At 40.7% G+C, this 23282-nt stretch carries 22 protein-coding genes; 16 read left to right on the top strand and 6 right to left on the bottom strand.

What is annotated here, in order from left to right:
- Positions 1-571: 571 nt before the first annotated feature.
- From codB to hemB, 12 genes are all read left to right on the top strand, one after another.
- Positions 572-1846 carry a cytosine permease gene (gene codB / locus CXF93_RS06875; RefSeq protein WP_101061685.1) on the top strand — a complete coding sequence of 425 codons (1275 nt, stop codon included), beginning with the start codon at positions 572-574 and terminating at the stop codon, positions 1844-1846.
- Entirely contained in the window at positions 1846-3120 is a 1275-nt protein-coding gene (locus CXF93_RS06870) for a cytosine deaminase (RefSeq protein ID WP_101061684.1), read from the top strand. Before codB ends, CXF93_RS06870 begins: the two co-directional genes overlap by 1 nt.
- Before the next feature lie 140 nt (positions 3121-3260).
- On the top strand, positions 3261-4016 hold the full coding sequence (ubiE, locus tag CXF93_RS06865) for a bifunctional demethylmenaquinone methyltransferase/2-methoxy-6-polyprenyl-1,4-benzoquinol methylase UbiE (RefSeq protein WP_101061683.1): 756 nt from the start codon (positions 3261-3263) through the stop codon (positions 4014-4016).
- 9 nt (positions 4017-4025) lie between these two features.
- Positions 4026-4637, top strand: coding sequence for an SCP2 domain-containing protein (locus CXF93_RS06860; RefSeq protein ID WP_101061682.1), 612 nt, complete (start codon positions 4026-4028; stop codon positions 4635-4637).
- Entirely contained in the window at positions 4638-6278 is a 1641-nt protein-coding gene (gene ubiB / locus CXF93_RS06855; protein WP_101061681.1) for a ubiquinone biosynthesis regulatory protein kinase UbiB, read from the top strand.
- A 123-nt stretch (positions 6279-6401) separates the two neighbouring features.
- The gene (gene tatA / locus CXF93_RS06850; protein ID WP_101061680.1) at positions 6402-6647 is read left to right on the top strand and encodes a twin-arginine translocase TatA/TatE family subunit; all 246 of its coding nucleotides are present in this window, start codon (positions 6402-6404) and stop codon (positions 6645-6647) included.
- Positions 6648-6650: 3 nt separating this feature from the next.
- A complete protein-coding gene (gene tatB / locus CXF93_RS06845; RefSeq protein WP_101061679.1) occupies positions 6651-7031 on the top strand; it encodes a Sec-independent protein translocase protein TatB in 381 nt (126 codons plus the stop codon).
- Positions 7032-7787, top strand: coding sequence for a twin-arginine translocase subunit TatC (gene tatC / locus CXF93_RS06840; protein WP_101061678.1), 756 nt, complete (start codon positions 7032-7034; stop codon positions 7785-7787). It begins immediately after the preceding gene.
- Positions 7765-8568 (top strand): TatD family hydrolase, encoded by an 804-nt coding sequence (locus tag CXF93_RS06835; RefSeq protein WP_101061677.1) that lies wholly within the window; start codon positions 7765-7767, stop codon positions 8566-8568. Before tatC ends, CXF93_RS06835 begins: the two co-directional genes overlap by 23 nt.
- A 109-nt stretch (positions 8569-8677) precedes the next feature.
- A complete protein-coding gene (locus CXF93_RS06830) occupies positions 8678-10126 on the top strand; it encodes a coniferyl aldehyde dehydrogenase (RefSeq protein WP_101061676.1) in 1449 nt (482 codons plus the stop codon).
- A gap of 1 nt (position 10127) precedes the next feature.
- Positions 10128-10718, top strand: coding sequence for a TetR/AcrR family transcriptional regulator (locus CXF93_RS06825; RefSeq protein WP_101061675.1), 591 nt, complete (start codon positions 10128-10130; stop codon positions 10716-10718).
- Between the two features lie 71 nt (positions 10719-10789).
- Positions 10790-11806, top strand: a complete 1017-nt coding sequence (gene hemB / locus CXF93_RS06820; protein ID WP_101061674.1) for a porphobilinogen synthase — start codon at positions 10790-10792, stop codon at positions 11804-11806.
- Positions 11807-11903: 97 nt separating this feature from the next.
- On the opposite strand, the gene gppA is transcribed toward hemB, so the two are convergent.
- Entirely contained in the window at positions 11904-13406 is a 1503-nt protein-coding gene (gppA, locus tag CXF93_RS06815) for a guanosine-5'-triphosphate,3'-diphosphate diphosphatase (protein ID WP_101061693.1), read from the bottom strand.
- A 33-nt stretch (positions 13407-13439) separates the two neighbouring features.
- Positions 13440-14735 carry an ATP-dependent RNA helicase RhlB gene (rhlB, locus tag CXF93_RS06810; protein ID WP_101061673.1) on the bottom strand — a complete coding sequence of 432 codons (1296 nt, stop codon included), beginning with the start codon at positions 14733-14735 and terminating at the stop codon, positions 13440-13442.
- A gap of 109 nt (positions 14736-14844) precedes the next feature.
- Between rhlB and trxA the strand changes: the two genes are divergently transcribed.
- The 4 genes from trxA (at position 14845) to fre (ending at position 19035) form a co-directional block, all read left to right on the top strand.
- Positions 14845-15171 carry a thioredoxin TrxA gene (gene trxA, locus CXF93_RS06805; protein ID WP_019442731.1) on the top strand — a complete coding sequence of 109 codons (327 nt, stop codon included), beginning with the start codon at positions 14845-14847 and terminating at the stop codon, positions 15169-15171.
- A 273-nt stretch (positions 15172-15444) separates the two neighbouring features.
- Positions 15445-16710 carry a transcription termination factor Rho gene (gene rho / locus CXF93_RS06800; RefSeq protein WP_101061672.1) on the top strand — a complete coding sequence of 422 codons (1266 nt, stop codon included), beginning with the start codon at positions 15445-15447 and terminating at the stop codon, positions 16708-16710.
- A 107-nt stretch (positions 16711-16817) separates the two neighbouring features.
- Positions 16818-18284, top strand: coding sequence for a 4-hydroxy-3-polyprenylbenzoate decarboxylase (gene ubiD / locus CXF93_RS06795; protein ID WP_101061671.1), 1467 nt, complete (start codon positions 16818-16820; stop codon positions 18282-18284).
- 61 nt (positions 18285-18345) lie between these two features.
- Positions 18346-19035, top strand: coding sequence for an NAD(P)H-flavin reductase (gene fre, locus CXF93_RS06790; RefSeq protein WP_101061670.1), 690 nt, complete (start codon positions 18346-18348; stop codon positions 19033-19035).
- Between the two features lie 164 nt (positions 19036-19199).
- On the opposite strand, the gene CXF93_RS06785 is transcribed toward fre, so the two are convergent.
- From CXF93_RS06785 to hemC, 4 genes are read right to left on the bottom strand one after another with little or no spacing between them, the layout of a single operon-like run.
- A complete protein-coding gene (locus CXF93_RS06785) occupies positions 19200-20372 on the bottom strand; it encodes a heme biosynthesis HemY N-terminal domain-containing protein (RefSeq protein WP_101061669.1) in 1173 nt (390 codons plus the stop codon).
- 13 nt (positions 20373-20385) lie between these two features.
- The gene (locus CXF93_RS06780; RefSeq protein WP_101061668.1) at positions 20386-21525 is read right to left on the bottom strand and encodes a uroporphyrinogen-III C-methyltransferase; all 1140 of its coding nucleotides are present in this window, start codon (positions 21523-21525) and stop codon (positions 20386-20388) included.
- Entirely contained in the window at positions 21526-22293 is a 768-nt protein-coding gene (locus CXF93_RS06775; RefSeq protein WP_101061667.1) for a uroporphyrinogen-III synthase, read from the bottom strand.
- On the bottom strand, positions 22290-23228 hold the full coding sequence (gene hemC, locus CXF93_RS06770) for a hydroxymethylbilane synthase (RefSeq protein ID WP_101061666.1): 939 nt from the start codon (positions 23226-23228) through the stop codon (positions 22290-22292). The genes CXF93_RS06775 and hemC overlap by 4 nt, the downstream gene beginning before the upstream one ends.
- Between the last annotated feature and the right edge of the window lie 54 nt (positions 23229-23282).

Genomic DNA, 23282 nt, shown 5'->3' with positions numbered 1-23282 from the left:
TTGAATCGAAAGATTCAGGCTTTTTTTGTGCCTGAAATTCAGAGATGCAAAAATATAGATTGTGTGGAGAAATAGTTCAGTTGGTTAGACTATTTATAATAAAGGCGGCCTGTCACGCTGCCGAAGGCTTCGCGAGTTCGAGTCTCGTCCACTCCGCCAACAACAACGAAAGCCTGAATCGAAAGATTCAGGCTTTTTTTGTGCCTGAAATTCAGGTTGAAAAATTAGATTGAAATTAATAAAAGTCATATTTTTCTATTCTCCACCAACTTAAATAAAGCCTGAATAGAAAACTAGTGCTTGATATAGATACTGAAATTTGATTACTATAAATTATGCCTATTTATTTTCGGACCCTTAAATCTATCTCAATTTTTGCTTTTTATTTTCCTTGAAAAACTAACTCATTGAACTTGTTATTTATTAATAACGACTATAAAAATACGTATTGTTACCGCTATCACTTTTGTGTCTACCTGCTCTATCCATTCTGTGATTTTATATTGACTTAAATATTTTGATGATTAGAATACCGCGCAATTTGTCAATAAAAAAATAAATTGGAGAGTTCGTGGCTGCACATAATGACTATTCATTAGGACCTGTTCCTAAATCAGAAAGAAAAGGTTTTATCGCGTTATCATTGGTTATGCTAGGGTTAACTTTTTTCTCTGCAAGTATGTGGACTGGCGGGACGCTGGGCACAGGGCTTTCTTACGATGATTTTTTCTATGCAGTACTTCTCGGTAACTTAATCTTAGGTGTCTACACTGCATTTCTTGGTTACATAGGAACTAAAACTGGTCTTTCAACGCATTTGTTAGCACGTTATTCCTTTGGTTCTAAAGGCTCATACATCCCATCTATATTACTTGGAGGTACTCAGGTGGGCTGGTTTGGCGTTGGTGTTGCTATGTTTGCATTACCCGTACAAAAAGCACTGTTTGGTGAAATGGGTGTGGTGTTTGATGTAAATACGATAATCATTATTGCTGGACTATTAATGACTGTTACCGTTTATTTTGGTATTTCAGCACTGATGGTATTAAGCTTTATTGCTGTTCCTGCAATTGCGATCTTAGGTGGTTACTCAGTCTATCTTGCGGTTAATGATTTAGGCGGTATTGCTGAAATGCAAAAAATAGTTCCTGCTGTTGATAAGCAAATAGATTTTAATACTGCGCTTGCCTTAGTTATTGGCTCATTTATTAGTGCCGGTACTTTGACTGCTGATTTTGTTCGCTTTGGTCGTAAACCAATGGCGGCTGTTGCGATCACGCTTATCGCCTTCTTCATTGGTAACTCATTAATGTTTATCTTTGGCGCCGCTGGCGCTGCCGCAACAGGCTTTGCTGATATTTCTGATGTGATGATGACGCAGGGGTTATTAATTCCAGCTATTATCGTATTAGGTCTCAATATTTGGACAACTAATGACAATGCACTTTATGCATCTGGTTTAGGTTTCTCAAATGTAACTGGCATTGATAGTAAAAAACTAGCAATGATCAATGGTGTTATTGGTACTGTATTTGCGCTTTGGTTATATAATAATTTTGTTGGCTGGTTATCATTTTTAAGTGCAGCTATTCCACCTATCGGCGGCGTACTTATTGCCGATTACTTCTTAATCCATCGTGGACAGTATGTTGAATTTGCGAAAGCTGAATTCGAAACGATTCGTTGGCAGGCGCTTATAGCTGTTGCTGCGGGTATTGCTGCTGGTCAATTATTACCGGGTGTTGTCCCTGTTAATGCTGTTATCGGTGGTGCTATTGTTTACTACATTTGTTGTAAAGTAATGGATCCTAAATCAATTAATACTACTAAAAAGAGTGAAGCGTAATGCCGACTTTAATTAAAAATGTGCAACTTTACCGTAATAACAAATTTGTCGATATTCGTATTGAAAATGGTATTTTCGCTGCGATCAAACCGTGTGGGGAGTTAGATAGTACTGATTGCGATATTATTGATGGTGAAGGCGGTTTAGCGACCCCTCCATTCGTTGAACCACATGTGCATTTAGATACGACGCAAACAGCTGGTGAGCCAAACTGGAATATGTCCGGTACTTTATTTGAAGGTATTGAACGTTGGTCTGAACGTAAAGCTATGCTGACACATGAAGATGTAAAAAATCGTGCGACGACAACGTTGAAATGGCAAATCGCCAATGGTATTCAGTATGTTAGAACTCATGTAGATGTTTCTGATCCTGAGTTGATTGCGCTTAAAGCATTACTCGAGTTACGTGAAGAGCTAAAAGAATTCATTGAAATTCAAATCGTAGCATTTCCACAAGAAGGTATTAACTCTTTCCCTAATGGTAAAGAAATTATGCGTAAAGCTGTGGAAATGGGGGCTGATGTTATTGGTGCTATTCCACATTTCGAATTTAGTCGTGAATATGCAATTGATTCGCTTCATTTCATTTTCGATTTGGCGCAAGAGTTTGATTGTCTAATCGATGTGCATTGTGACGAAATCGATGATGAGCAATCTCGCTTCGTTGAAACGGTTGCTACACTGGCACATGAAAAGAAAATGGGTCATCGTGTAACAGCAAGTCATACCACGGCAATGCATTCTTATAATGACGCTTATGCTTCTCGTTTATTCCGCTTGTTGAAAATGTCAGGTATAAGCTTTGTTGCTAATCCACTGGTAAATATTCACTTACAAGGTCGTTTTGATTCTTATCCTAAACGCCGTGGTATTACCCGTGTGAAAGAGATGTTAGCGGCTAATATTAATGTTTGTTTCGGTCATGATGATATCTTTGATCCTTGGTACCCGTTAGGTACTGCTAATATGCTACAAGTTACGCATATGGGTCTGCATGTTTGTCAGATCATGGGTTACGACCAAATAGATCAGTCGTTAAAACTTATTACTGACTACAGTGCGCAAACATTAAATATTCAAGACCGTTATGGTATTGAAGAAGGTAAGCCTGGTAACTTAGTTATTTTACCTGCTGATTCTGGTTATGATGCTATTCGTCGCCAAACAGCACCGCGTTATGTTATTCGAGCGGGTAAAATATTAGCGGAAACAAAACCAAGTGTTACGCAAATTCATTTAGACAAATTAGAAACCATTAACTTTAAACGTTAATTAAATTTACTCTGTTATATCTAATACCGCCCATTGAGGCGGTATTTTTTTGTCTTTTATAAATTTAATGATTTGTTTCGTTTCAGTTGGCTCTGAGTTGCAGTAAACTAACCGCTTAAACTGATATTAAGGACAGCTCGATGACAGACAAATCAAATAACACCACGCATTTTGGTTATAAAACCGTAGAATCTGACCAAAAGGTCGATATGGTTGCGAGTGTGTTTCATTCAGTAGCAGCTAAATATGATGTAATGAATGATCTTATGTCTATGGGTATTCATCGACTATGGAAGCGTTTTACGATTGATTGCAGTGGCGTAAGACCGGGTCATAAAGTGTTAGATCTTGCCGGCGGTACTGGTGATTTGACTGCGAAGTTTTCACGAATTGTTGGCGATACAGGTTCTGTTACGCTAGCAGATATTAATGATTCAATGCTCAAAGTAGGCCGTGCTAAATTACGTGACCGCGGTATTGTTGGTAATGTGACTTATGTGCAAGCAAATGCTGAAGCGCTACCTTTCCCAGATAATCACTTTGACTTGATCACTATCGCATTTGGTTTACGTAATGTAACAGATAAAGATAAAGCGTTAGCGTCGATGTTCCGAGTATTAAAGCCGGGTGGACGTTTATTAGTACTGGAATTCTCAAAACCAGATTCTGAAGCGTTGAATAAAGTTTATGATTTCTATTCATTCAATATTTTGCCTAAAATGGGCGAATTAATTGCTGATGATGGCGATAGTTACCAATACCTAGCTGAATCAATCCGTATGCACCCTAATCAAGAAACATTAAAAGGCATGATGGAAACCGTTGGTTTTGAAAGTGTTGAGTACCACAATTTAACTGGTGGTATTGTTGCTCTGCATCGCGGTTATAAATTCTAAGGGATGCTCATGCCAATCGAAATGCTTGTTACTGCTGGAATTGAAACGTTATTGAATCAATTATTAAAAGCAGATACCAAAGCCGTAGACAAGATCACGTCATTAAAAGGTAAAGTATTAAAGGTAAACATTGCCGAATTACCTAAGCCGTTATATTTTATTTTTTCATCTCAGATTGATGTATTAGCCAAATATGATGGTGATGCGGATTGTTGTATGGATATAAAGTTGTCGAGTCTGTCCCGCTTACAAGATAGTTCACAGTTTACCGCGTTGATTAAAGAAGGTGAATTGGATATGCGTGGCGATCCTATGGTGGCAAGCAAGTTTAGCATCATCCTAAAAGAGCTAGATATTGACTGGGAAGAGCACTTATCTCGTTACACCGGAGATGTTGCTGCGCATAAATTATTGCAAGGTGCGAAATCAAGCCAAGCTTGGCTGAAAAATAATATGATGATCGCACGTCATAATATTGCTGAGTATTTAATTGAAGAAATACGCCTAGCGCCTGGAGCGTTAGAAATTGCTAATTTTTGTGATGAAGTGGGTGAGTTAGAGCAGCAATGCAAGCAATTTGAAATGCGTTTGGCCTTACTGTCACGTAAGGAAGATGCATAGATGACTGTGGTTGAGCTTAAGCGTTTTTATCATATCCAAAAGATTGTATTAGAATACGGTCTTGATGAGTTGTTGCCGACACAGTTAAAACCGTTGTCAGCACGACTCGCTCGAAAATCTATTTTTTGGATTAAAAATCAGCATGCTGACAAGTCACCTGCAGAGAGAATTAAATTAGCACTGCAGCAACTCGGTCCTGTTTTTATTAAATTTGGGCAGATGTTATCAACACGTCGCGATCTGTTACCACAAGAATTTGCTGAACAGCTTGCTATGCTGCAAGATCAAGTGCCACCGTTTGACAGTCAATTAGCGATGCAGCAAATTGAGTTGGCGTTAGGAAAACCAATCGCTGACGTATTTGATGACTTTGATCCCATCCCGCTAGCTTCGGCATCTATTGCCCAAGTGCATACCGCGAAGCTCAAAAGTAACAATGAAGAAGTTGTCATTAAAATTATTCGACCTGATATCGAGCCAGTTATTCGTGCCGATACTCAGTTGATGAAGCGACTGTCGAAAGTGTTATTGAAATTAGTCCCCGAAGCTGTGCGTTTGAGACCATTAGAAGTAGTACTCGATTATGAGAAAACTATTCTTGATGAATTAAACCTCGAGCGTGAAGCGGCCAATGCTACTCAATTGCGTCGCAATTTTCTTGATTCTAAAGAATTATACGTACCTGAAATATATGCCGATTATAGTCATAAAAATATGATTGTGATGGAGCGTATTTACGGTATTCCAGTATCCGATATTGCGGCCTTAGAAGCACAAGGTACTAACATGAAGCTGTTAGCGGAGCGTGGGGTTGAAACATTTTTCACCCAAGTTTTCCGTGATAGTTTTTTCCATGCTGATATGCATCCTGGTAATGTGTTTGTTGATTATAAGACGCCAGAAGATCCGCGTTGGATTGGTATTGATTGTGGTATCGTTGGCACCTTAAATCGTGAAGATAAACGTTACTTAGCCGAGAATTTACTGGCCTTTTTCCATCGCGATTATCGTAAAGTTGCTGAATTACATGTGGATTCTGGTTGGGTACCATCGCATGTGGATGTTAATGATTTCGAGTTTGCGATCCGCACTGTCTGCGATCCTATTTTCGAAAAACCACTAGCAGAGATCTCATTTGGTCATGTGTTGGTTAATTTATTTGCCACCGCGCGTAAATTCGATATGACGGTACAGCCGCAATTAGTGCTATTGCAAAAGACCTTGTTATACGTTGAAGGATTAGGTCGTCAGCTCTATCCTCAGCTAGACTTATGGGATACGGCAAAGCCATTTCTTGAGCGCTGGGTTAAAGAACAAATGGGGCCTCAGGCGGTGTTTTCAGCAGTAAAACAACGAGCGCCATTTTGGGCTGAAAAATTACCAGAGTTACCTGAGTTAGTGTTTGATACATTAACCAAGGCAACCAAACAACAAGCTAAGTTGGATAAATTGTTCACTCAAGCGGAGCAGTTTACCCAAAATCAGGCGCAGTCAGGTAAAGGCCGTTATTTACTGAGTGTGGGTGGTGTGATTATGATTTGTGCCGCGATCGTGTACAATCCAGATTCGGCATCGTTAGCATTAACGCTAGCGAGTATTGGCTCTGGACTCACTGTCTTCGGTTGGTTCAAGCTGAAATAAGCGGTTCGAAAAAGGTTGGTTAAATTTATCGTAGATCAGAGTGTAGTAAATATGTAGTCTATATACTGTATACTGATCAATATTAATAATGACGTATTCAATTACATAAAATAAGGTTTTATCATGGGCGGAATCAGTGTTACTCAGTTAATTATCATTGCTGTAATTATTCTTTTGTTGTTTGGAACTAAGAAGTTACGTAATGTTGGTGGTGATTTAGGTGCGGCAGTTAAAGGCTTCAAAAAAGCCATGGGTGACGACGCTAAAGATACCAAAGCAGAAAATAAAGTATTAGAAGAGACGAACGCAGTAAAAACAGACGTAACTAAAGAAACAACCGAAACAAAAAAAGATAAAGAACAGGCGTAATTTATGTTTGATATCGGATTTTGGGAAATTGTGGTTATTTCAGTTCTGGGCCTATTAGTATTAGGGCCAGAGCGTTTACCTGTGGCTATACGAACGGTAAGCACTTGGGTGAAAACCATCAAAGGGGCTGCTAACTCAGTGAAAGACGAATTGTCACATGAATTGAAAATTCAAGAAATGCATGACAATCTGAAAAAAGCCGAGCAGCAAGGCATGAATAATATTAGCCCCGAACTGCAAGACTCTATTGATTCTTTACGCGATGCAGCTGCCTCGGTGACACGTCCCTATGCGGATGCCGATTCATCGACTACGACCTCAACATCGACGGTTGAGCAAGCGCCTAAAATAGCAGAACAGGCTATCGAACAGGATAAAAAATAAATGGCAGCAGATCCAAATACTCAGCCTTTGATTACCCATTTAATCGAGCTGAGGGATCGGTTATTGCGTGCGAGTGCCGCAATTATCGTAGTTTTTCTTTCTTTGGTGTACTTTGCGAATGATATTTATCAGCTAGTTTCTGCGCCTTTGATTGCGCAATTACCGGCTGGTACGAGTATGATTGCAACGGATGTCGCGACTCCATTTTTTACACCGATAAAGCTAACCTTGGTTGCGTCTTCGTTTATCGCTATTCCTTGGGTGCTATACCAAGTATGGGCTTTTATTGCGCCTGGCTTGTATAAACATGAGAAGAAATTAATTGCGCCACTGGTGATTAGTAGTGCGTTACTGTTTTATCTGGGTATCGCTTTTTCTTATTTTATCGTGTTCCCTCTCGCATTCGAATTTTTTGCAGGCGTTGCGCCAGAAGGGGTAACCTTTGCCCCTGATATTAGCAGTTACCTTGATTTTGTCTTGAAGATATTTTTTGCTTTTGGTTTGGCATTTGAAATTCCAATCGCCACATTAGTATTATGCTGGACAGGTGCGACAACGCCTGACAGTTTACGCAAGAAACGTCCTTATATTGTGGTTGCTGCCTTTATTATGGGCATGTTATTAACACCACCAGACATTATCTCACAAACATTATTAGCCATCCCGATGTTGCTATTGTTTGAGTTAGGTTTATTATTTTCTCGTTTTTACGTTAAACAGGACGAGATAGAAGATGAAGAAGCAGGAACTGATTGATATTGGCGTTAATTTAACAAACGCTGCTTTTCACAACGATTTACCTGATGTTATTGAACGCGCCTCTGCCCAAGGGGTGCGTCGTTTAATTGTTACTGGCACGGATATCGCCGAAAGCCAGCTTGCCTATCAACTTACTCAAGATTACCCTCAACAACTTTATGCTACCGCCGGTATTCACCCACACGATGCACGTCATGCTACGGATGAAAGTTGGCAGCAAATTAGAACGTTAGCTCTGCACGACAGTGTTGTGGCTATTGGTGAGTGTGGTCTTGATTTTAACCGCGATTTTTCTCCCCGACCAATGCAAGAAGCCGCTTTTGCCAAGCAGTTAGAGCTTGCTGCAGAATTAAATATGCCAGTCTTTATGCATGAGCGCGATGCTAACGAACGCTTTATCGCGATCTTGAAAGAATATCGTTCTGCGTTACCCGCTGCTGTACTGCACTGTTTCACCGGTTCTGCGAGCGATCTTGCAGCCTGTCTAGAGCTAGATTTACATATTGGTATTACTGGCTGGATCTGCGATGAACGCCGCGGTGCGGATTTATATCAACTGGTACGAGACATACCTGCTAACCGGTTAATGTTAGAAACCGATGCGCCCTATTTATTACCCCGAGATTTGAAACCTAAACCAAAATCTCGCCGTAATGAACCTTGCCATCTACCGCACGTGGCTGAAACGATTGCCAGAGCGCGAGGTGAGGATATCGACACCTTACTTAGCCGTAGTTTACACGTGACGGAACAGTTTTTTCAGCTACCTAAGCTGTGAGCATTATCACTGCTTGCCACTTTATTTTTGTACTAGAGTAGACAAAACCGACTATTCAGTCTATTTTAATTGACTAACTAGTCGGTTTTTATATTGAGGTATGAATAGTATGAGCGTAGCGGAAATCAAAACAAATGATAGCGATAGTATTGCTGAAATTACAGCGATGGAGCAGGTCTTTACTTCCCAAAAACAAGCCTATTTAGCCCAGACTGAATGGGATCTTGCCGAGCGTAAAAAGCGTTTAACGCAATTTAAAGCCGCTTTTCTCGCGAATAAAGAGGCATTAGTGACAGCTGTGTCTGAAGATTATGGCCACCGTTCTCGTTACGATACTTTGATCGCCGATATTTTACCGACAGTAGCACAATTTAATTATACCCTATCGCGCTTAGCTAAGTGGATGAAACCGACCCGACGTAGTCCTGGATTATTATTAGCACCAGCAAGTGTCACTATCCATTATCAGCCTGTTGGTGTTGTTGGTATCGTCGTGCCTTGGAATTTCCCTATTAATTTGGCCATCGTGCCACTGATTACCAGTATTGCTGCGGGTAACCGGGCAATGCTTAAAATGTCGGAATTCACCCCGAAAACTAACCAAGTATTAAAGCAGATCATTACCTCGATATTTGATAGTAAAGACGTGAGTATTGTTGAAGGTGAAATGGCCTTGTCTGCTGCTTTTACTAAACTGCCTTTTGATCATTTATTATTTACTGGTTCGACAGTTGTAGGTAAACACGTTATGCGCGCCGCTGCCGATAACCTAACGCCCGTGACGCTTGAATTAGGTGGTAAGTCTCCTGTCATTGTTGCCCCTGATATTGATATCAAAGTCGCTGTTAATCGTATCATGCTGGGTAAAAGTTTAAATGCCGGTCAGATCTGTGTTGCGCCTGATTATATTCTTTGCCCACGTGCGAAAGTTGATGAGTTTGTTAGCGAATATCGCAATGAATTTAATCGTCGCTACCCAGCTGCAATGCAGAATGATGACTATACGAACATTGTAGATGATCGCCAATATGGCCGCCTTAAATCATGGTTAGAAGATGCGAAACAAAAGGGCGCCAAAGTTGAAACCATGCAAGATGGTAGCAGCTGTGACGATCAAAAGCATCGGATGCTACCGCATTTATTGTTAGAGACAAGTGATGATATGCAGCTAATGCAGGATGAAATATTTGGTCCATTACTGCCAATCTTGCCTTATGATTCGATTGATGATGCGATCGATTATATTAAAGCGCGTCCACACCCGTTAGCGTTATATATTATGAGTTTTGATCATGCGACTCAACAAAAAATTCAACGCGAGACTATTTCTGGTGGTGTCTCAATCAATGATACAATCATGCAGGTTGCAGCTGAAGATGCGCCGTTTGGGGGTGTCGGTTCAGCAGGTATGGGCCATTACCATGGTATCGAAGGTTTCCGTACGTTTTCAAAATCAAAAACGATATTGAAACAAGGTAAATTCCATTCAACGCGCTTTGTTCACGCACCCTATGGCAGTTTAATACAAAAGATAATTTTGAAATTTTTCTTGAGATAATATGACTAAATCAAAAAGAACACTGATCTTGGATGGCGCATTAGCGTTATTCACGATCAATGGTTTTCATGGTACCTCGACAGCGGCGATTGCCCGTGAAGCAAAAGTCGCTACGGGTACCTTATTTCATCACTTTGCGACTAAGGAAGCTTTAATCGAAGCCTTATATTTCGAAGTGAAAAAAGAATTTGCGCAGGCGCTGTTACAAAAAAATGACCCTGATTCACCCTTTCCATTAACGGATATCTGGGTTAATGGAGTGACTTGGTTAGTCAGTCAGCCACAAAAAATGGCGTTTATTCTATTGTGCAGCCATTCGCTGTATTTTGATAAAAAAATCCAATTGGCGATATGGCAAGAAGTGTTAGGCTTTTTTACCCAATTGCTTAATGCGGGTATTAAAAGTGGCACGGTTAAGGATTTACCTATTCCTTATCTACTCACCACCTGTGAAAGTATCCTCTTATCCACGGCGAGTTATGTGTATGCATTACCAGCGGTAGATCAAAAGGCTGCGATTAATTCGTCAATTAATGTAATTGTTGATGCTATTTCAGTACAAGGTGCTGATATTCACTTACTCACGCGGTAAGATAACCCCCTAACCAAGTACAAGCCGTACTTGGTTGCCCAATTCGTATTCCTACCTCGTAAGGAGATATCGTGAGTAAAACTATTCTAGGTGGCTTCCCAAATCGCCGCCCTCGTCGTAATCGTAAAAATGATTTTTCGCGTCGTTTAGTGGCTGAGCATCAACTAACTGTTAATGATCTTATCTATCCTATGTTTGTTCTGGAAGGTAATGGCCGTCGTGAAGCGATTGCATCGATGCCTGGTGTTGAGCGCTTATCGATTGATTTGTTACTTGAAGAAGCTGCTGAGCTTGTTGCATTAGGCATTCCGATGATAGCTATCTTCCCAGTAACGCCGTTAGATCAAAAAAGTTTATTAGCTGAAGAAGCATATAACGCCAATGGTTTAGCACAAAAAGCAGTGCGGGCATTAAAAGCATCGTTTCCTGAACTCGGAGTGATGACTGATGTGGCGTTAGATCCGTTTACGACACATGGCCAAGACGGCATTATCGATGATACGGGTTATATCCTTAATGACATTACCACTGATATCTTAGTTAAACAGGCTCTTTCTCACGCAGACGCTGGCGCTGATGTTATCGCACCCTCAGACATGATGGATGGTCGTATTGGCGCTATTCGTGCCGCGCTAGAAGAAGCCGGGCATGTGAATACCCAAATCATGGCTTACTCGGCAAAATATGCATCAAACTATTATGGTCCTTTCCGTGATGCGGTCGGCTCTGCGAGTAATTTAAAGGGCGGCAGTAAAGTCACTTACCAAATGGACCCGGCCAACTCAGATGAAGCGTTACATGAAGTAGCGATGGATATCGAAGAGGGCGCTGATATGGTCATGGTGAAACCGGGCATGCCTTATCTTGATATCGTCCGCCGTGTTAAAGATGAGTTTGGTGTACCGACGTTTGCTTATCAAGTGAGTGGTGAATATGCGATGCATATGGCTGCTATTCAAAACGGTTGGTTAAAAGAGCAAGAGTGTGTTCTAGAGTCATTGTTATGCTTTAAACGTGCAGGTGCTGATGGCATCTTAACGTATTTTGCAAAACGCGTTGCGATATGGCTGAAAGAAAATAAAGCTTAATTATCTTATAGCTGCTCTTTAGTTAAAGGTCAGCTATCAAAATGTAGATATAAAAAAACCGAGCTTTTATGCTCGGTTTTTCTTTTTTAGTTCGGCGTTATAGCTCTTGAATGTGTAATACTAAATTGTGTTTAGCTTGTAGCTTTTGCTCAATTTCTAATGCAGCTGCGCGCAGCGGGTGCTGTGATAACCAGTTTTTAGGCAGTGTTATTTGCAGACTGTTATCGTCTGCTAATACAAATGAAAATTCTGGGATAGTTCCGTCGGTACGACGTAGTGCTAACGAGTAAGATACTCTTAAAATACGGCATAACTGTAGGGCAACAGCGTAACTTAATGCTGACTGCTGTTCTAGTAAGGCTAAGTTGAGTTCATCGCGTTGGTTTATCAATAAAGCCGAAAGTAATTTTTTTTGGGCTTTGGTGAAACCTAGCATGTCAGTATTATCAATAATGTAAGCAGCGTGTTGCGGGGCTTTCTTATAATCAATGGAGAGACCAATCTCATGTAAGCTGCTGACGTAAGCAAGTAAAGGACCTGCTTGGGCATCATCTTCTGAAATAAGCATTTTACTTTGATCGAAGGCTTTTAATGCCGTACTTTTAACGCGGTGAGCTTGTTCTATGTCCAGTTGATGTTTCACCATCAAGCTATTCACGGTTTGTTGACGTACATTGTGACTGGCTCGCAGTCCGGTCATTTCGTAAATCACACCTTCTCTTAACGCGCCGCCAGCTAAAAACATATTATTAATAGCTAGGCTTTCAAATAACGCGGTAAGAATAGCTAAACCACTGGTGAAAACTGGCTTTCTATCGCTAGCTAAGCCTTTAATATTGAGGTTTTCAATATCGCCACAAGCAATGGCTTGTTGTTGGATCCGCTGTAGCTTTGCTAAGGTTATTTGTTCGTTTTCACCTTGTGCAACCATAATTTCTTGTAGGGCTTGGATGGTACCGGACGCACCGATACAGGTATCCCAGCCTAAGATTAAATACTTTTCTTGCTGAGGGGTCAACACCGCTTTGGCCGCATCAATTGCCTGCGTAAAGTTGTGTTGATTGAGCTTACCGTCGGAAAAGTAGTTATTTAACCAAGTAACACAACCCATTTTAAAGCTATAAAGTAACTTAGCTTGTGCTTGTTCACCAATAATGAGTTCAGTGCTGGCGCCACCAATATCGACAACTAAACGATTGCCTTGACCACTGCTGGTATAGGCAACGCCTTTGTAGATAAGTGCCGCTTCTTGTTCTCCGGAAATAATATTTACCGGATGTGCCAATATTTTTTCTGCCGTTGCCAGAAATATCGCTACGTTGTTGGCTAAGCGCAATGTCGCTGTGCCAACAATACGAATATTCGCAGTCGGAATATCCTGTAACTGTTCAGCAAACAAACTTAAACAATCCCAACCGCGCTGTAATGCCGCTTGATCAAGATTGTTGTCTGTATCAAGTCCGGCAGCAAGTCTTACTTTGCGTTTAACTTTAGCAACAGTTTGTAGGCTATTGTTAACTTCACGAACAACCAACATATGAAAGCTGTTTGAACCAAGGTCAACCACCGCATATAAATTTGACGAACTTTTTTTACTCACACTAATCACTTTATCTATAAACAAACTATTTAATTAATGGCTTTTGTTATGCGTATTATGCTGACGTTGGCCAGTGCGACGGGTTTTACTACGATCATTCATGGTGCGTGAATTACCTGGACGTGCACGTTTAGTGTGGATTGGTCGTGGTAAGTCCGTTAATAATGCGGTTTTATCGTAATGACAAACCGGGATCGCGTTTTCAATATATTCTTCAATCGCGGGTAAATTATAAATGTATTTTTCACACGCAAAACTAATTGAATGACCAGTTTCACCAGCACGACCAGTACGGCCAATACGGTGCACGTAATCACCACAATTATCGGGTAGATCGTAGTTAAACACATGACTTACTAATGGAATATGTAGACCACGTGCTGCTACATCAGTTGCCACTAGGATGTCTAATTTACCTTGGGTAAACTGTTCAAGAATACTGTTACGTTTCTTCTGCGGAATATCACCAGTTAACAAACCAACACGATGTTTATCTGCAGCAAGGTGGCCCCAGATCTCTTCGCATTTGTGTTTAGTATTGGCAAATACAATGGCACGGTCTGGCCATTCTTCTTCGATTAACGTTTGTAATAGCGCCATTTTGTCATCATTTGACGGGTGAAATAGCTCTTGAGTAATACTGCTGCCCGTTACTTTTTCTGCTTCTACAGTAACTTCTTCTGGTTCATTCATGTGCTGATAAGCAAGTTCACGAATATCCCAAGTAAAAGTAGCTGAAAACAGTAAGTTTAGACGTTGTTTTGGTTCAGGCATTTTACGCATAAGATAACGAATATCTTTAATAAAACCTTGATCTAACATGCGATCGGCTTCATCTAATACTAATGCTTCAACACCAGATAAATCCATTGCTCTTTGTTTTTCAAAGTCAATGATTCGACCCACAGTACCAATAATGATATCAACACCGTTGGCAAGGTTTTCACGTTGAATATCGTAGCTTTCACCACCATAAACCAAACCCATTTTAAGGCCTGTTGCTTTGGCAATTGGTATAGCGTCTTTATGAATTTGAATTGCAAGTTCGCGAGTTGGCGCTAAGATAATAGCGCGAGGCTTATTTTTTGGACGATCTTCAGCGACGGGTGTTTTCAATAAATGATGGAAAATAGCGGCTAAAAATGCAATCGTTTTGCCTGTACCTGTCTGTGCTTGACCGGCGACATCTTTACCTTGAATGGCAAATGGCAAGCTAAGTGCTTGAATTGGTGTACAATATTCGAAGCCTGACGCTTCTAACCCAGAAAGTACGTCGGCATTAAGGCCAAACTGGGAGAACTTATGTTCTGTAAGATGTTTTTTGCTCATTTAATTAGCATATCAGGTTAAGCTTGCATTAAGAACTTAAATCTATTGAAATAGGGCAATGAGTGCCACATATACGTAGTAACAAAATTATTTTTTATTGGAGTAATAAATGAGCGACAAAATTATTCAGCTAACCGATGCTGCTTTCGATACTGATGTTTTATATTCAGAATTACCTGTACTAGTTGATTTCTGGGCAGAGTGGTGTGGACCTTGTAAAATGATCGCACCTATCTTAAGCGAAGTTGCTGAAGAGTACGCAGGTAAAGTCACTATCGGTAAATTAAATATCGATCAAAACTCAGGTACGCCACCTAAATTTGGTATCCGTGGTATCCCGACTTTATTGTTATTTAAAAATGGTGCGGTAGCAGCAACTAAAGTTGGCGCATTATCAAAAGCACAATTACAAAGTTTTCTAGACGAAAACCTGTAACATGTAAAATACTGACGAGATTTTGTTCTTTAATCTCGTCAGTATGCTATTATTCAGTGGACGAATAAAATTATAAATGCTAATTTCATTGTGCGTTTATTGCTCTACGTGCCGAATCAGGTACATAATCAATGATCCAATCATTGATTCAATAACTCAAATTATGGATTCATTACTTAGTGAATGAACCACACACTCGATCATTGATTCAAACCCTTTATCCTTGGTTGACATCCCGTTACGCAAAGGTCGCATAAGCTCGAACTCATCATTATGAATTTAACCGAATTAAAAAACACACCAGTTTCTGAACTTGTAAAACTGGGCGAATCTATGGGTCTAGAAAATCTGGCTCGCTTAAGAAAACAAGACATCATCTTCTCCATCCTAAAAGCGCATGCTAAAAGTGGCGAAGACATTTTTGGTAATGGTGTTTTAGAGATTTTGCAGGATGGCTTTGGTTTCTTGCGTTCAGCAGACTGCTCTTATCTCGCCGGACCGGATGATATTTATGTATCGCCAAGTCAGATCCGTCGCTTTAACTTGCGAACGGGTGATACTGTCGGTGGTAAGATTAGACCGCCAAAAGATGGCGAACGCTATTTTGCCCTGTTAAAAATTGACGAAGTTAACTTTGACCGCCCAGAAAATTCTCGTAATAAAATCCTCTTTGAAAACCTTACTCCAATTCACCCGAATGAACGTCTTCGTTTAGAACGTGGTAATGGTAGTACCGAAGATATCACTGCACGTATTCTTGATTTAAGTGCACCGATCGGTAAAGGTCAACGTGGTCTAATTGTGGCACCGCCGAAAGCCGGTAAAACAATGTTATTACAAAACATTGCTTCTTCAATTGCATTAAATCATCCTGATGCAACATTGATGGTGCTTCTTATCGATGAACGTCCGGAAGAAGTAACTGAAATGCAGCGTTTGGTTCGTGGTGAAGTAATTGCTTCAACATTTGACGAACCAGCTAACCGCCACGTACAAGTAGCGGAAATGATGATTGAAAAAGCGAAGCGTCTTGTAGAACACAAGAAAGACGTGATCATCTTACTGGATTCTGTAACGCGTCTAGCTCGTGCTTACAATACAGTAACACCATCATCAGGTAAGATTTTATCTGGTGGTGTTGATGCCAATGCTTTACACCGTCCGAAACGTTTCTTCGGTGCTGCTCGTAACGTTGAAGAAGGTGGTTCTTTAACTATTATCGCAACAGCATTGATTGATACTGGTTCGAAAATGGACGAAGTAATTTACGAAGAATTTAAAGGTACTGGTAACCAAGAGTTACACCTGAATCGTAAAATTGCAGAACGTCGTGTTTATCCTGCGATTGACTTCACTCGTTCAGGTACGCGTCGCGAAGAATTATTAGCAGATAAAGTTGAGCTACAGAAAATGTGGATCTTACGTAAAATCATTCACCCAATGGGTGAGATTGATGCGATGGAATTCCTCATTGATAAACTGGCGATGACTAAAACGAATGATCAATTCTTCGAAGCGATGAAGAAACAAAAATCATAATCGTTTAGGCTAACGCCTGTGATTAATATTTAAAATAAGCGCCATACATTTTGTTTTTATAACAAGTGTGTGGCGTTTTTTTTGCCAAAAATAGCGTGGAACTGTTTATGAAATATAAAGATCTAAGAGACTTTATTGCTTTGCTTGAAAGTAAGGGTCAGCTAAAACGTATTAAACAAGAAATTGATCCGTACTTAGAAATGACAGAAATTTGTGATCGCACATTAAAAGCAGGCGGTCCGGCATTATTATTTGAAAACCCGAAAGGCCATACTATGCCGGTATTAGGTAACCTTTTTGGTACGCCAGATCGTGTTGCTATGGGCATGGGTCGAGAAAGTTTGAGCGAGTTACGCGAAGTGGGTCAGTGGTTAGCTTATTTAAAAGAGCCTGAACCACCAAAAGGTTTTAAAGAATTAATGGAAAAAGTGCCAATCTTTAAACAGGTATTGAATATGCCGACCAAAAGATTACGCAAGGCACCCTGCCAAGAAATTATCTTAACTGGTGATGACGTCGACCTAGCTAAAATACCCGTTCAACATTGTTGGCCTGGTGACGTCGCACCGTTAATTACGTGGGGTTTAACGATTACTCAAGGTCCTTACAAGAAACGCCAGAATTTAGGTATTTACCGTCAGCAAGTACTGAGTAAGAATAAATTAATCATGCGTTGGTTATCCCACCGTGGTGGTGCGTTGGACTTTAAAGAATTTCAGGAGCTACACCCAGGTGAAAACTACCCGGTATCAGTGGCATTAGGTGCTGATCCGGCAACTATTTTAGGTGCGGTAACGCCAGTGCCTGATTCTTTATCTGAGTATGCCTTTGCAGGTTTATTACGTGGTAGCCGTACTGAAGTGGTTAAATCTATTTCTAATGATTTAGAAGTGCCAGCGGGCGCGGAAATTATTTTAGAAGGTTATATCGCGCCGGGTGAAATGGCAGAAGAAGGCCCTTATGGTGATCATACTGGTTACTATAATGAAACTGATTCATTCCCTGTGTTTACTATCACCCACATTACCATGCGTAAAGATGCTATCTATCATTCTACTTACACGGGTCGCCCTGCGGATGAACCAGCTGTATTAGGCGTGGCATTAAATGAAGTCTTTGTGCCGATTTTACAAAAACAGTTTCCTGAAATTGTAGATTTTTATTTACCGCCAGAAGGCTGTTCGTACCGTATGGCTATTGTGACCATTAAGAAACAATATCCGGGTCATGCAAAACGCGTGATGTTGGGTGTTTGGTCGTTCTTACGTCAGTTCATGTATACCAAGTTTGTGATCGTGTGTGATGATGATATTAACGCCCGTGATTGGAACGATGTGATTTGGGCTATTACCACTCGCATGGATCCAGCACGTGACACGACTATGATTGAACATACGCCAATTGATTACCTCGACTTTGCTTCACCGGTATCGGGTTTAGGCTCAAAAATGGGCATGGATGCAACCAATAAATGGCCTGGTGAAACAGATCGTGAATGGGGTGAACCCATCGTAATGGACGAGAAAGTGAAACAACGAGTCGATGATTTATGGGACGAATTAGGGATTTTGTGATATAAATGAGCTAGATCATAAAAATTCGTGCTTGTCAGAGATTAAGTTTTAAAGGGAATGTATGTTAAGAATAAAGTGTGAAGTGACGTTATTAGAGTCTTATACAGATACTGTATTTAACGTGAAATTGAAGCCTGAACAGAAGGTGGATTTTCAAGCTGGACAATATCTAATGGTGGTCATGGCAGAAGATGACAAGCGCCCATTTTCAATTGCTTCTAGCCCAAGTAATGATGAAATTTTAGAATTGCACATCGGTGCATCAGAACAAAATTCATATGCAATGCAAGTTGTAGAAAGACTAAAATCAGGCTCTATTGAAATTGAGTTACCAGGCGGTAATGCCGGTTTAAGAGAAGACTCTGAACGTCCTCTGGTATTAATTGCTGGCGGTACTGGTTTTTCTTATACAAAATCTATTTTAGAGCGTGCGGTTGAAGTTAGCCAACGTCCAATTTCATTGTACTGGGGCGCACGCGAAGAATCGCACTTATATGCATTTTCACTCGCACAAGAATTAGCGGATGCGCATCCACAGGTAACGTTTATTCCTGTTGTTGAATCTGCTCCAGAGCAATGGTCTGGCAAAGTAGGTCAGGTTCATCAAGTGGTAATGGCAGATGTTGCTGATTTAGCGGGTTGTGATATTTATATCGCGGGTCGTTTTGAAATGGCGGGTGCGGCACGTGCTGATTTTGCACCGCTTGGTGTGAAAGATCATTTATATGGCGATGCATTTGAATTCATTTAAGCAATACTAACTGCCGGTAACCATGTATTGATAATGATGCATTGGTCATAATGCACTGGTAATTAGATATTCTTAATCATGTATTCATTAATAATGAACTCGTAATAAAAAAGCCGCAACATCTGTTACGGCTTTTTTATTATCTTCGGTTTTATCACGTCTCACTAAGCTTGCTGGTGATAGCTCAAGCTTTGTTTGTATGTGGTATTGGCTTCGTTAACACGGCCTAATTTCTCATAGGCTTGCGCAAGCGCAACATAAGCAAATGTTGACGGTGATTGGCTAATACCTTGGCTTAACTCTTCAACAGCTTCGCCCCAGCGTCCTTCCTTCACCATTAACTGACCAATACATACCGCTAATAACCCTGAACCTTCACGACTCTGTTGCAGGCGTTTAAGACGTTCGATTAAAGCATGGTAATCCGTTAGATTTAACTTTGGTGTTAGACTGACTAATTCAGGATAAAGTTCGTTACCGAGTGCATCCATAATGAGCAGGTAAGCAGACTGGTCATCATTACGAGCCATCAGCAGACTCGCTGTTTCAGCTAAATAGCGGCCATCATGTTTCAGTGTTTTCGGCAGTGAGCTCCACGTATCAAGTAAGCCAGTGCTACCTTGTTGCTTTGCTACTTCACCTAAATGTTGGAAATGACTGTTTTTACGTAATTCATCGGCTTCATTTGCGGTCAATAATTTTTGTTTTTGCAGTGCTGAAATAATGCTGAGTAATTGACTCCATTCTTTTCTTTCAATGCATACATTTTTAAATAAGGCTAACACCACTTTATTTTTGGGATGTTTATCGTGTAATACCGATAGCGATGCAAATGCTTGCTCAAATTGTTGTTGTTCGACTTGTAATTTAGCTTGTGTCAGTTCGACGGCAAAGGTGTCTTTATGGGCATTTTGGTGTGCTAATAATAAATACTCATCACGCTTTGCTTCGTTACCAAGGCCTTGTGCAGACTGTGCCGCAGCAAGGTAGTTTAATACTGGTACTTGTGCTTTTTTAGCTGCTTTTAAAGTTAAGGTTTCGGCTCTTTTAAAATCACCACTGGCCAGTGCTAAGATACCTTTTTCGGTTTGTATTTTAGCGCGAGCTTGATGATAACGATTAAACCAACCTAAGCTGTACGTCAGCCTATTGATTAATGCTTCGATCGCTAATAACGTAAAGTAGAAACCAATGACCATGACCACGGCGCTACTCACCGTTGCATCAATGATATAGTCTCCAGCGGCAATCATCACATAACCTTTATTACCCATTAAATAAGGGGCCGCTATTGCACCTGCAAGAAGCAGCGCGATTAATACTATAAATCTAACCATTTTCTGCCTCCGCCTATTCAGTGTCAGTGTTATTTGCTAATGAATTGATTTTTCGATCTCTAATCGTCGTTTGAATCAATGCTGCACTATTTAATTTAGTTGGGTATGTTGTGGTAATCGTCACTTTACTGAGACTGTCAAGACTCGTTAACATACTTTTTGTTGCGGGCTGGTTTACATCGTAATAGCGCTTGATCCAAGCTTTAGCCGTTTTTAGCGCCTGGGTAAATTTAGCTTGGTCTTGACGATGTACGGCTAACTCAGCTTGCAGTAATTGAGTTTTTAAATTTTCAGTTAAATACCAAGCCGTTTGTGGTGATAGTAGCGCCTCAACCGAGTTATCTTGACGACGAATGGTAATAAAGTTATCACTGAATGATTGCCATGACTTGGTTAGATTCGCTTGCCAGTCAGCACTATCACTCGACAGTTGCGTCTCAGATGCCACGACTTCAGGGCGGGTAAAACCGGCTAATGCTAAGCTATCAACTTGTTCTGCTTGGATCGCCAATTTTAACGCTAAACCATCATGGTCAATACGCGGTAATTTAGTCAATGTGGCAATGTCTTGCTCAATGACTTTACGCAGTGGTAATAAACTTGGATCGTTTAATTGTGTTAGGCGGCGGCTTGCTGATGACAGCAGCGCTAAACTGGTATCAATATCTTGTTCTAGTGCAATTTTACGCCCAGCGATACGAATTAAGTATTCTGCTTCTGCTAACATCCATTCATTAGGATTACGCATTTTCAGATTAGCGATTGCCAGCTGTACTGTTTCTAATTGCGCAGCGGTTAATTTTTCGCTGTCTTGGATCTTAGCCAGTTGTTGTGTGGTTTGTGTTAGTTGGCTAGCCACGACTTGCTTGTCTTCGCTTAATTGCAGACGTAATGATTGCTGGCTATCTTTTTGATCTTGCAACTGTGCTCGTAGTTTCGACAAAACTTGCTGCTGTAGCTGGTTTTGTTGATGACTATGATAATAAAGACCAGCACCTAGACCTAGCGTTAATAATATCGCGATTGCTCCAGTGATCACTCCGGCTTTACTGGATGATTTCTCTTGTGTTGCAATCGCATTTGAGGTGTCAGTAGTGCCTTTATTTGTTGTTTTAGTATCGGCACTTTGACTATTATTCTTGTTGTTTGTCATTTAGCTTATTCCTATCTGCATATCCAATTGCTTAACAGCATTAAATAATGAATTATTTGATGCACCACTAGCAATGGTGACGTGTGCTATTCCTAACTCATGAGCAAGTGCTGCTATTCGAGGGCTCGGAACAATAAAGTGTAAGTTCAGGATCCAAGGTAACGCCGTGTAGGGTATTGTTTTTATCAGGTTACCGAGTATTTCACCGCTAGTGATAATAACACTATTAATCGCGAATTGTTGCCACTTATTAATCAACATTTCCTGATCGTAATCCGGTACAGTACGTTGATAAACTTCACAATATGTCACGTTTGCGGTTCGTCTTCTTAGATCTTCAGCCATGGTTTCGCGACCACCATTACCGCGAAGAATGACGATGTTTTTGTTGGCGAGGGATACGTTGGCGAATAGTTTTAATACCCCTTCGCTATCATGTGAATCGGGTATTTTTGCGTGCCGTATACCGTATTTTTGCCAGCTTTTTGCAGTCGTTGGACCCACTGCTATATAGTTAATTTGCTGTGGCCAAGCTTTATTATCGAGTATTAAACTTGCATTGGCATAATTTACCGCATTATCGCTTATGGCAATAATATAGTCATCAGACTGTAAATTTTCCAGTAATGGACTGACTTTATCAAATTGTTGCCCTGCGGAAATATCGATAAACGGACAACATAAAGCTGCCCCATTGGCAGCCTCAATTTGACGAGCAAGTTGCTCGCCTTTTTCATGTGGGCGAGTTATGAGCGCCCTGATTTTCATGCGTCTGCAGTATTGTAAACTTCAGTTAAAATTTCTTTTGCACCTTGCGCAAGTAGGGTATCAGCAAGTGCTAAGCCTAATTGACGGGCATTTTTACGATCGCCACGAATTTCAGCGCGGATCACTTCAGTACCATCTGGTTTACCAACCAGGCCACGTAACCAAAGTTCATCACCGTCGATTAGTGCATAACTACCAATTGGCACCTGACAACCACCTTCAAGCGCTAAGTTCATTGCGCGTTCAGCCCATACTCGATCACTGGTTAAAGCGTGGTTTAATGGCGCTAATATTGCCTTTACACGTTCATCATCAATGCGACATTCAATGCCAACAGCACCTTGGCCAACAGCTGGTAGACTTTGCTCTGGTTCAATATAACTGGCAATACGGTATTCCATATCCAAGCGTTTTAGACCTGCAGCGGCGAGGATAATCGCATCATAATCTTTGTTATCCAGTTTTTTTAAACGGGTGTTAACGTTGCCACGTAAGTTCATAATTTTTAAATCAGGACGAGCTTCGCTTAACTGACATTCACGGCGTAAGCTGCAGGTACCAACGATTGCACCTAGTGGTAATTCTTCAATTTTGCTATAAGTATTTGAAACAAATGCATCACGTGGATCTTCACGTTCACAAATGACTTCTAAACCCAAGCCTTCTGGAAATTCAACTGGTACGTCTTTCATTGAATGCACGGCAATATCTGCACGGTTCTCAAGCATTGCCACTTCAAGTTCTTTTACAAAAAGACCTTTACCACCCACTTTTGCTAACGGCGTATCTAAAATTATGTCACCTTTGGTTACCATGGGAATAAGTTCCACGGTAAGGTTTTGATGGAGCGATTCTAGACGTGCTTTTACATATTCTGCTTGCCACATTGCCAGTGGACTTTTACGGGTTGCAATTCTTAGTGTTTCAGTAGCCATGATATTTCCAAATTTAACTAGATTGACTAAATATTAACAGATTTCATTGATTAA

The organism is Moritella sp. Urea-trap-13 (genome assembly GCF_002836355.1).
Lineage (GTDB): Bacteria > Pseudomonadota > Gammaproteobacteria > Enterobacterales > Moritellaceae > Moritella.
Note: the sequence above shows the minus strand (reverse complement) of the source record. Positions and strands in the feature narration are given on the sequence as shown.

What these genes read in the sequence shown, in the direction of transcription:
- hemC (WP_101061666.1), bottom strand. Translation starts at nt 23,228, where the DNA reads ATGGCTACTGAAACACTAAGAATTGCAACCCGTAAAAGTCCACTGGCA.
- trxA (WP_019442731.1), top strand. Translation starts at nt 14,845, where the DNA reads ATGAGCGACAAAATTATTCAGCTAACCGATGCTGCTTTCGATACTGAT.
- fre (WP_101061670.1), top strand. Translation starts at nt 18,346, where the DNA reads ATGTTAAGAATAAAGTGTGAAGTGACGTTATTAGAGTCTTATACAGAT.
- CXF93_RS06830 (WP_101061676.1), top strand. Translation starts at nt 8,678, where the DNA reads ATGAGCGTAGCGGAAATCAAAACAAATGATAGCGATAGTATTGCTGAA.
- CXF93_RS06870 (WP_101061684.1), top strand. Translation starts at nt 1,846, where the DNA reads ATGCCGACTTTAATTAAAAATGTGCAACTTTACCGTAATAACAAATTT.
- tatA (WP_101061680.1), top strand. Translation starts at nt 6,402, where the DNA reads ATGGGCGGAATCAGTGTTACTCAGTTAATTATCATTGCTGTAATTATT.
- rhlB (WP_101061673.1), bottom strand. Translation starts at nt 14,735, where the DNA reads ATGAGCAAAAAACATCTTACAGAACATAAGTTCTCCCAGTTTGGCCTT.
- tatC (WP_101061678.1), top strand. Translation starts at nt 7,032, where the DNA reads ATGGCAGCAGATCCAAATACTCAGCCTTTGATTACCCATTTAATCGAG.
- ubiB (WP_101061681.1), top strand. Translation starts at nt 4,638, where the DNA reads ATGACTGTGGTTGAGCTTAAGCGTTTTTATCATATCCAAAAGATTGTA.
- CXF93_RS06860 (WP_101061682.1), top strand. Translation starts at nt 4,026, where the DNA reads ATGCCAATCGAAATGCTTGTTACTGCTGGAATTGAAACGTTATTGAAT.
- CXF93_RS06780 (WP_101061668.1), bottom strand. Translation starts at nt 21,525, where the DNA reads ATGACAAACAACAAGAATAATAGTCAAAGTGCCGATACTAAAACAACA.
- CXF93_RS06835 (WP_101061677.1), top strand. Translation starts at nt 7,765, where the DNA reads ATGAAGAAGCAGGAACTGATTGATATTGGCGTTAATTTAACAAACGCT.
- ubiD (WP_101061671.1), top strand. Translation starts at nt 16,818, where the DNA reads ATGAAATATAAAGATCTAAGAGACTTTATTGCTTTGCTTGAAAGTAAG.
- rho (WP_101061672.1), top strand. Translation starts at nt 15,445, where the DNA reads ATGAATTTAACCGAATTAAAAAACACACCAGTTTCTGAACTTGTAAAA.
- ubiE (WP_101061683.1), top strand. Translation starts at nt 3,261, where the DNA reads ATGACAGACAAATCAAATAACACCACGCATTTTGGTTATAAAACCGTA.
- CXF93_RS06825 (WP_101061675.1), top strand. Translation starts at nt 10,128, where the DNA reads ATGACTAAATCAAAAAGAACACTGATCTTGGATGGCGCATTAGCGTTA.
- CXF93_RS06785 (WP_101061669.1), bottom strand. Translation starts at nt 20,372, where the DNA reads ATGGTTAGATTTATAGTATTAATCGCGCTGCTTCTTGCAGGTGCAATA.
- tatB (WP_101061679.1), top strand. Translation starts at nt 6,651, where the DNA reads ATGTTTGATATCGGATTTTGGGAAATTGTGGTTATTTCAGTTCTGGGC.
- CXF93_RS06775 (WP_101061667.1), bottom strand. Translation starts at nt 22,293, where the DNA reads ATGAAAATCAGGGCGCTCATAACTCGCCCACATGAAAAAGGCGAGCAA.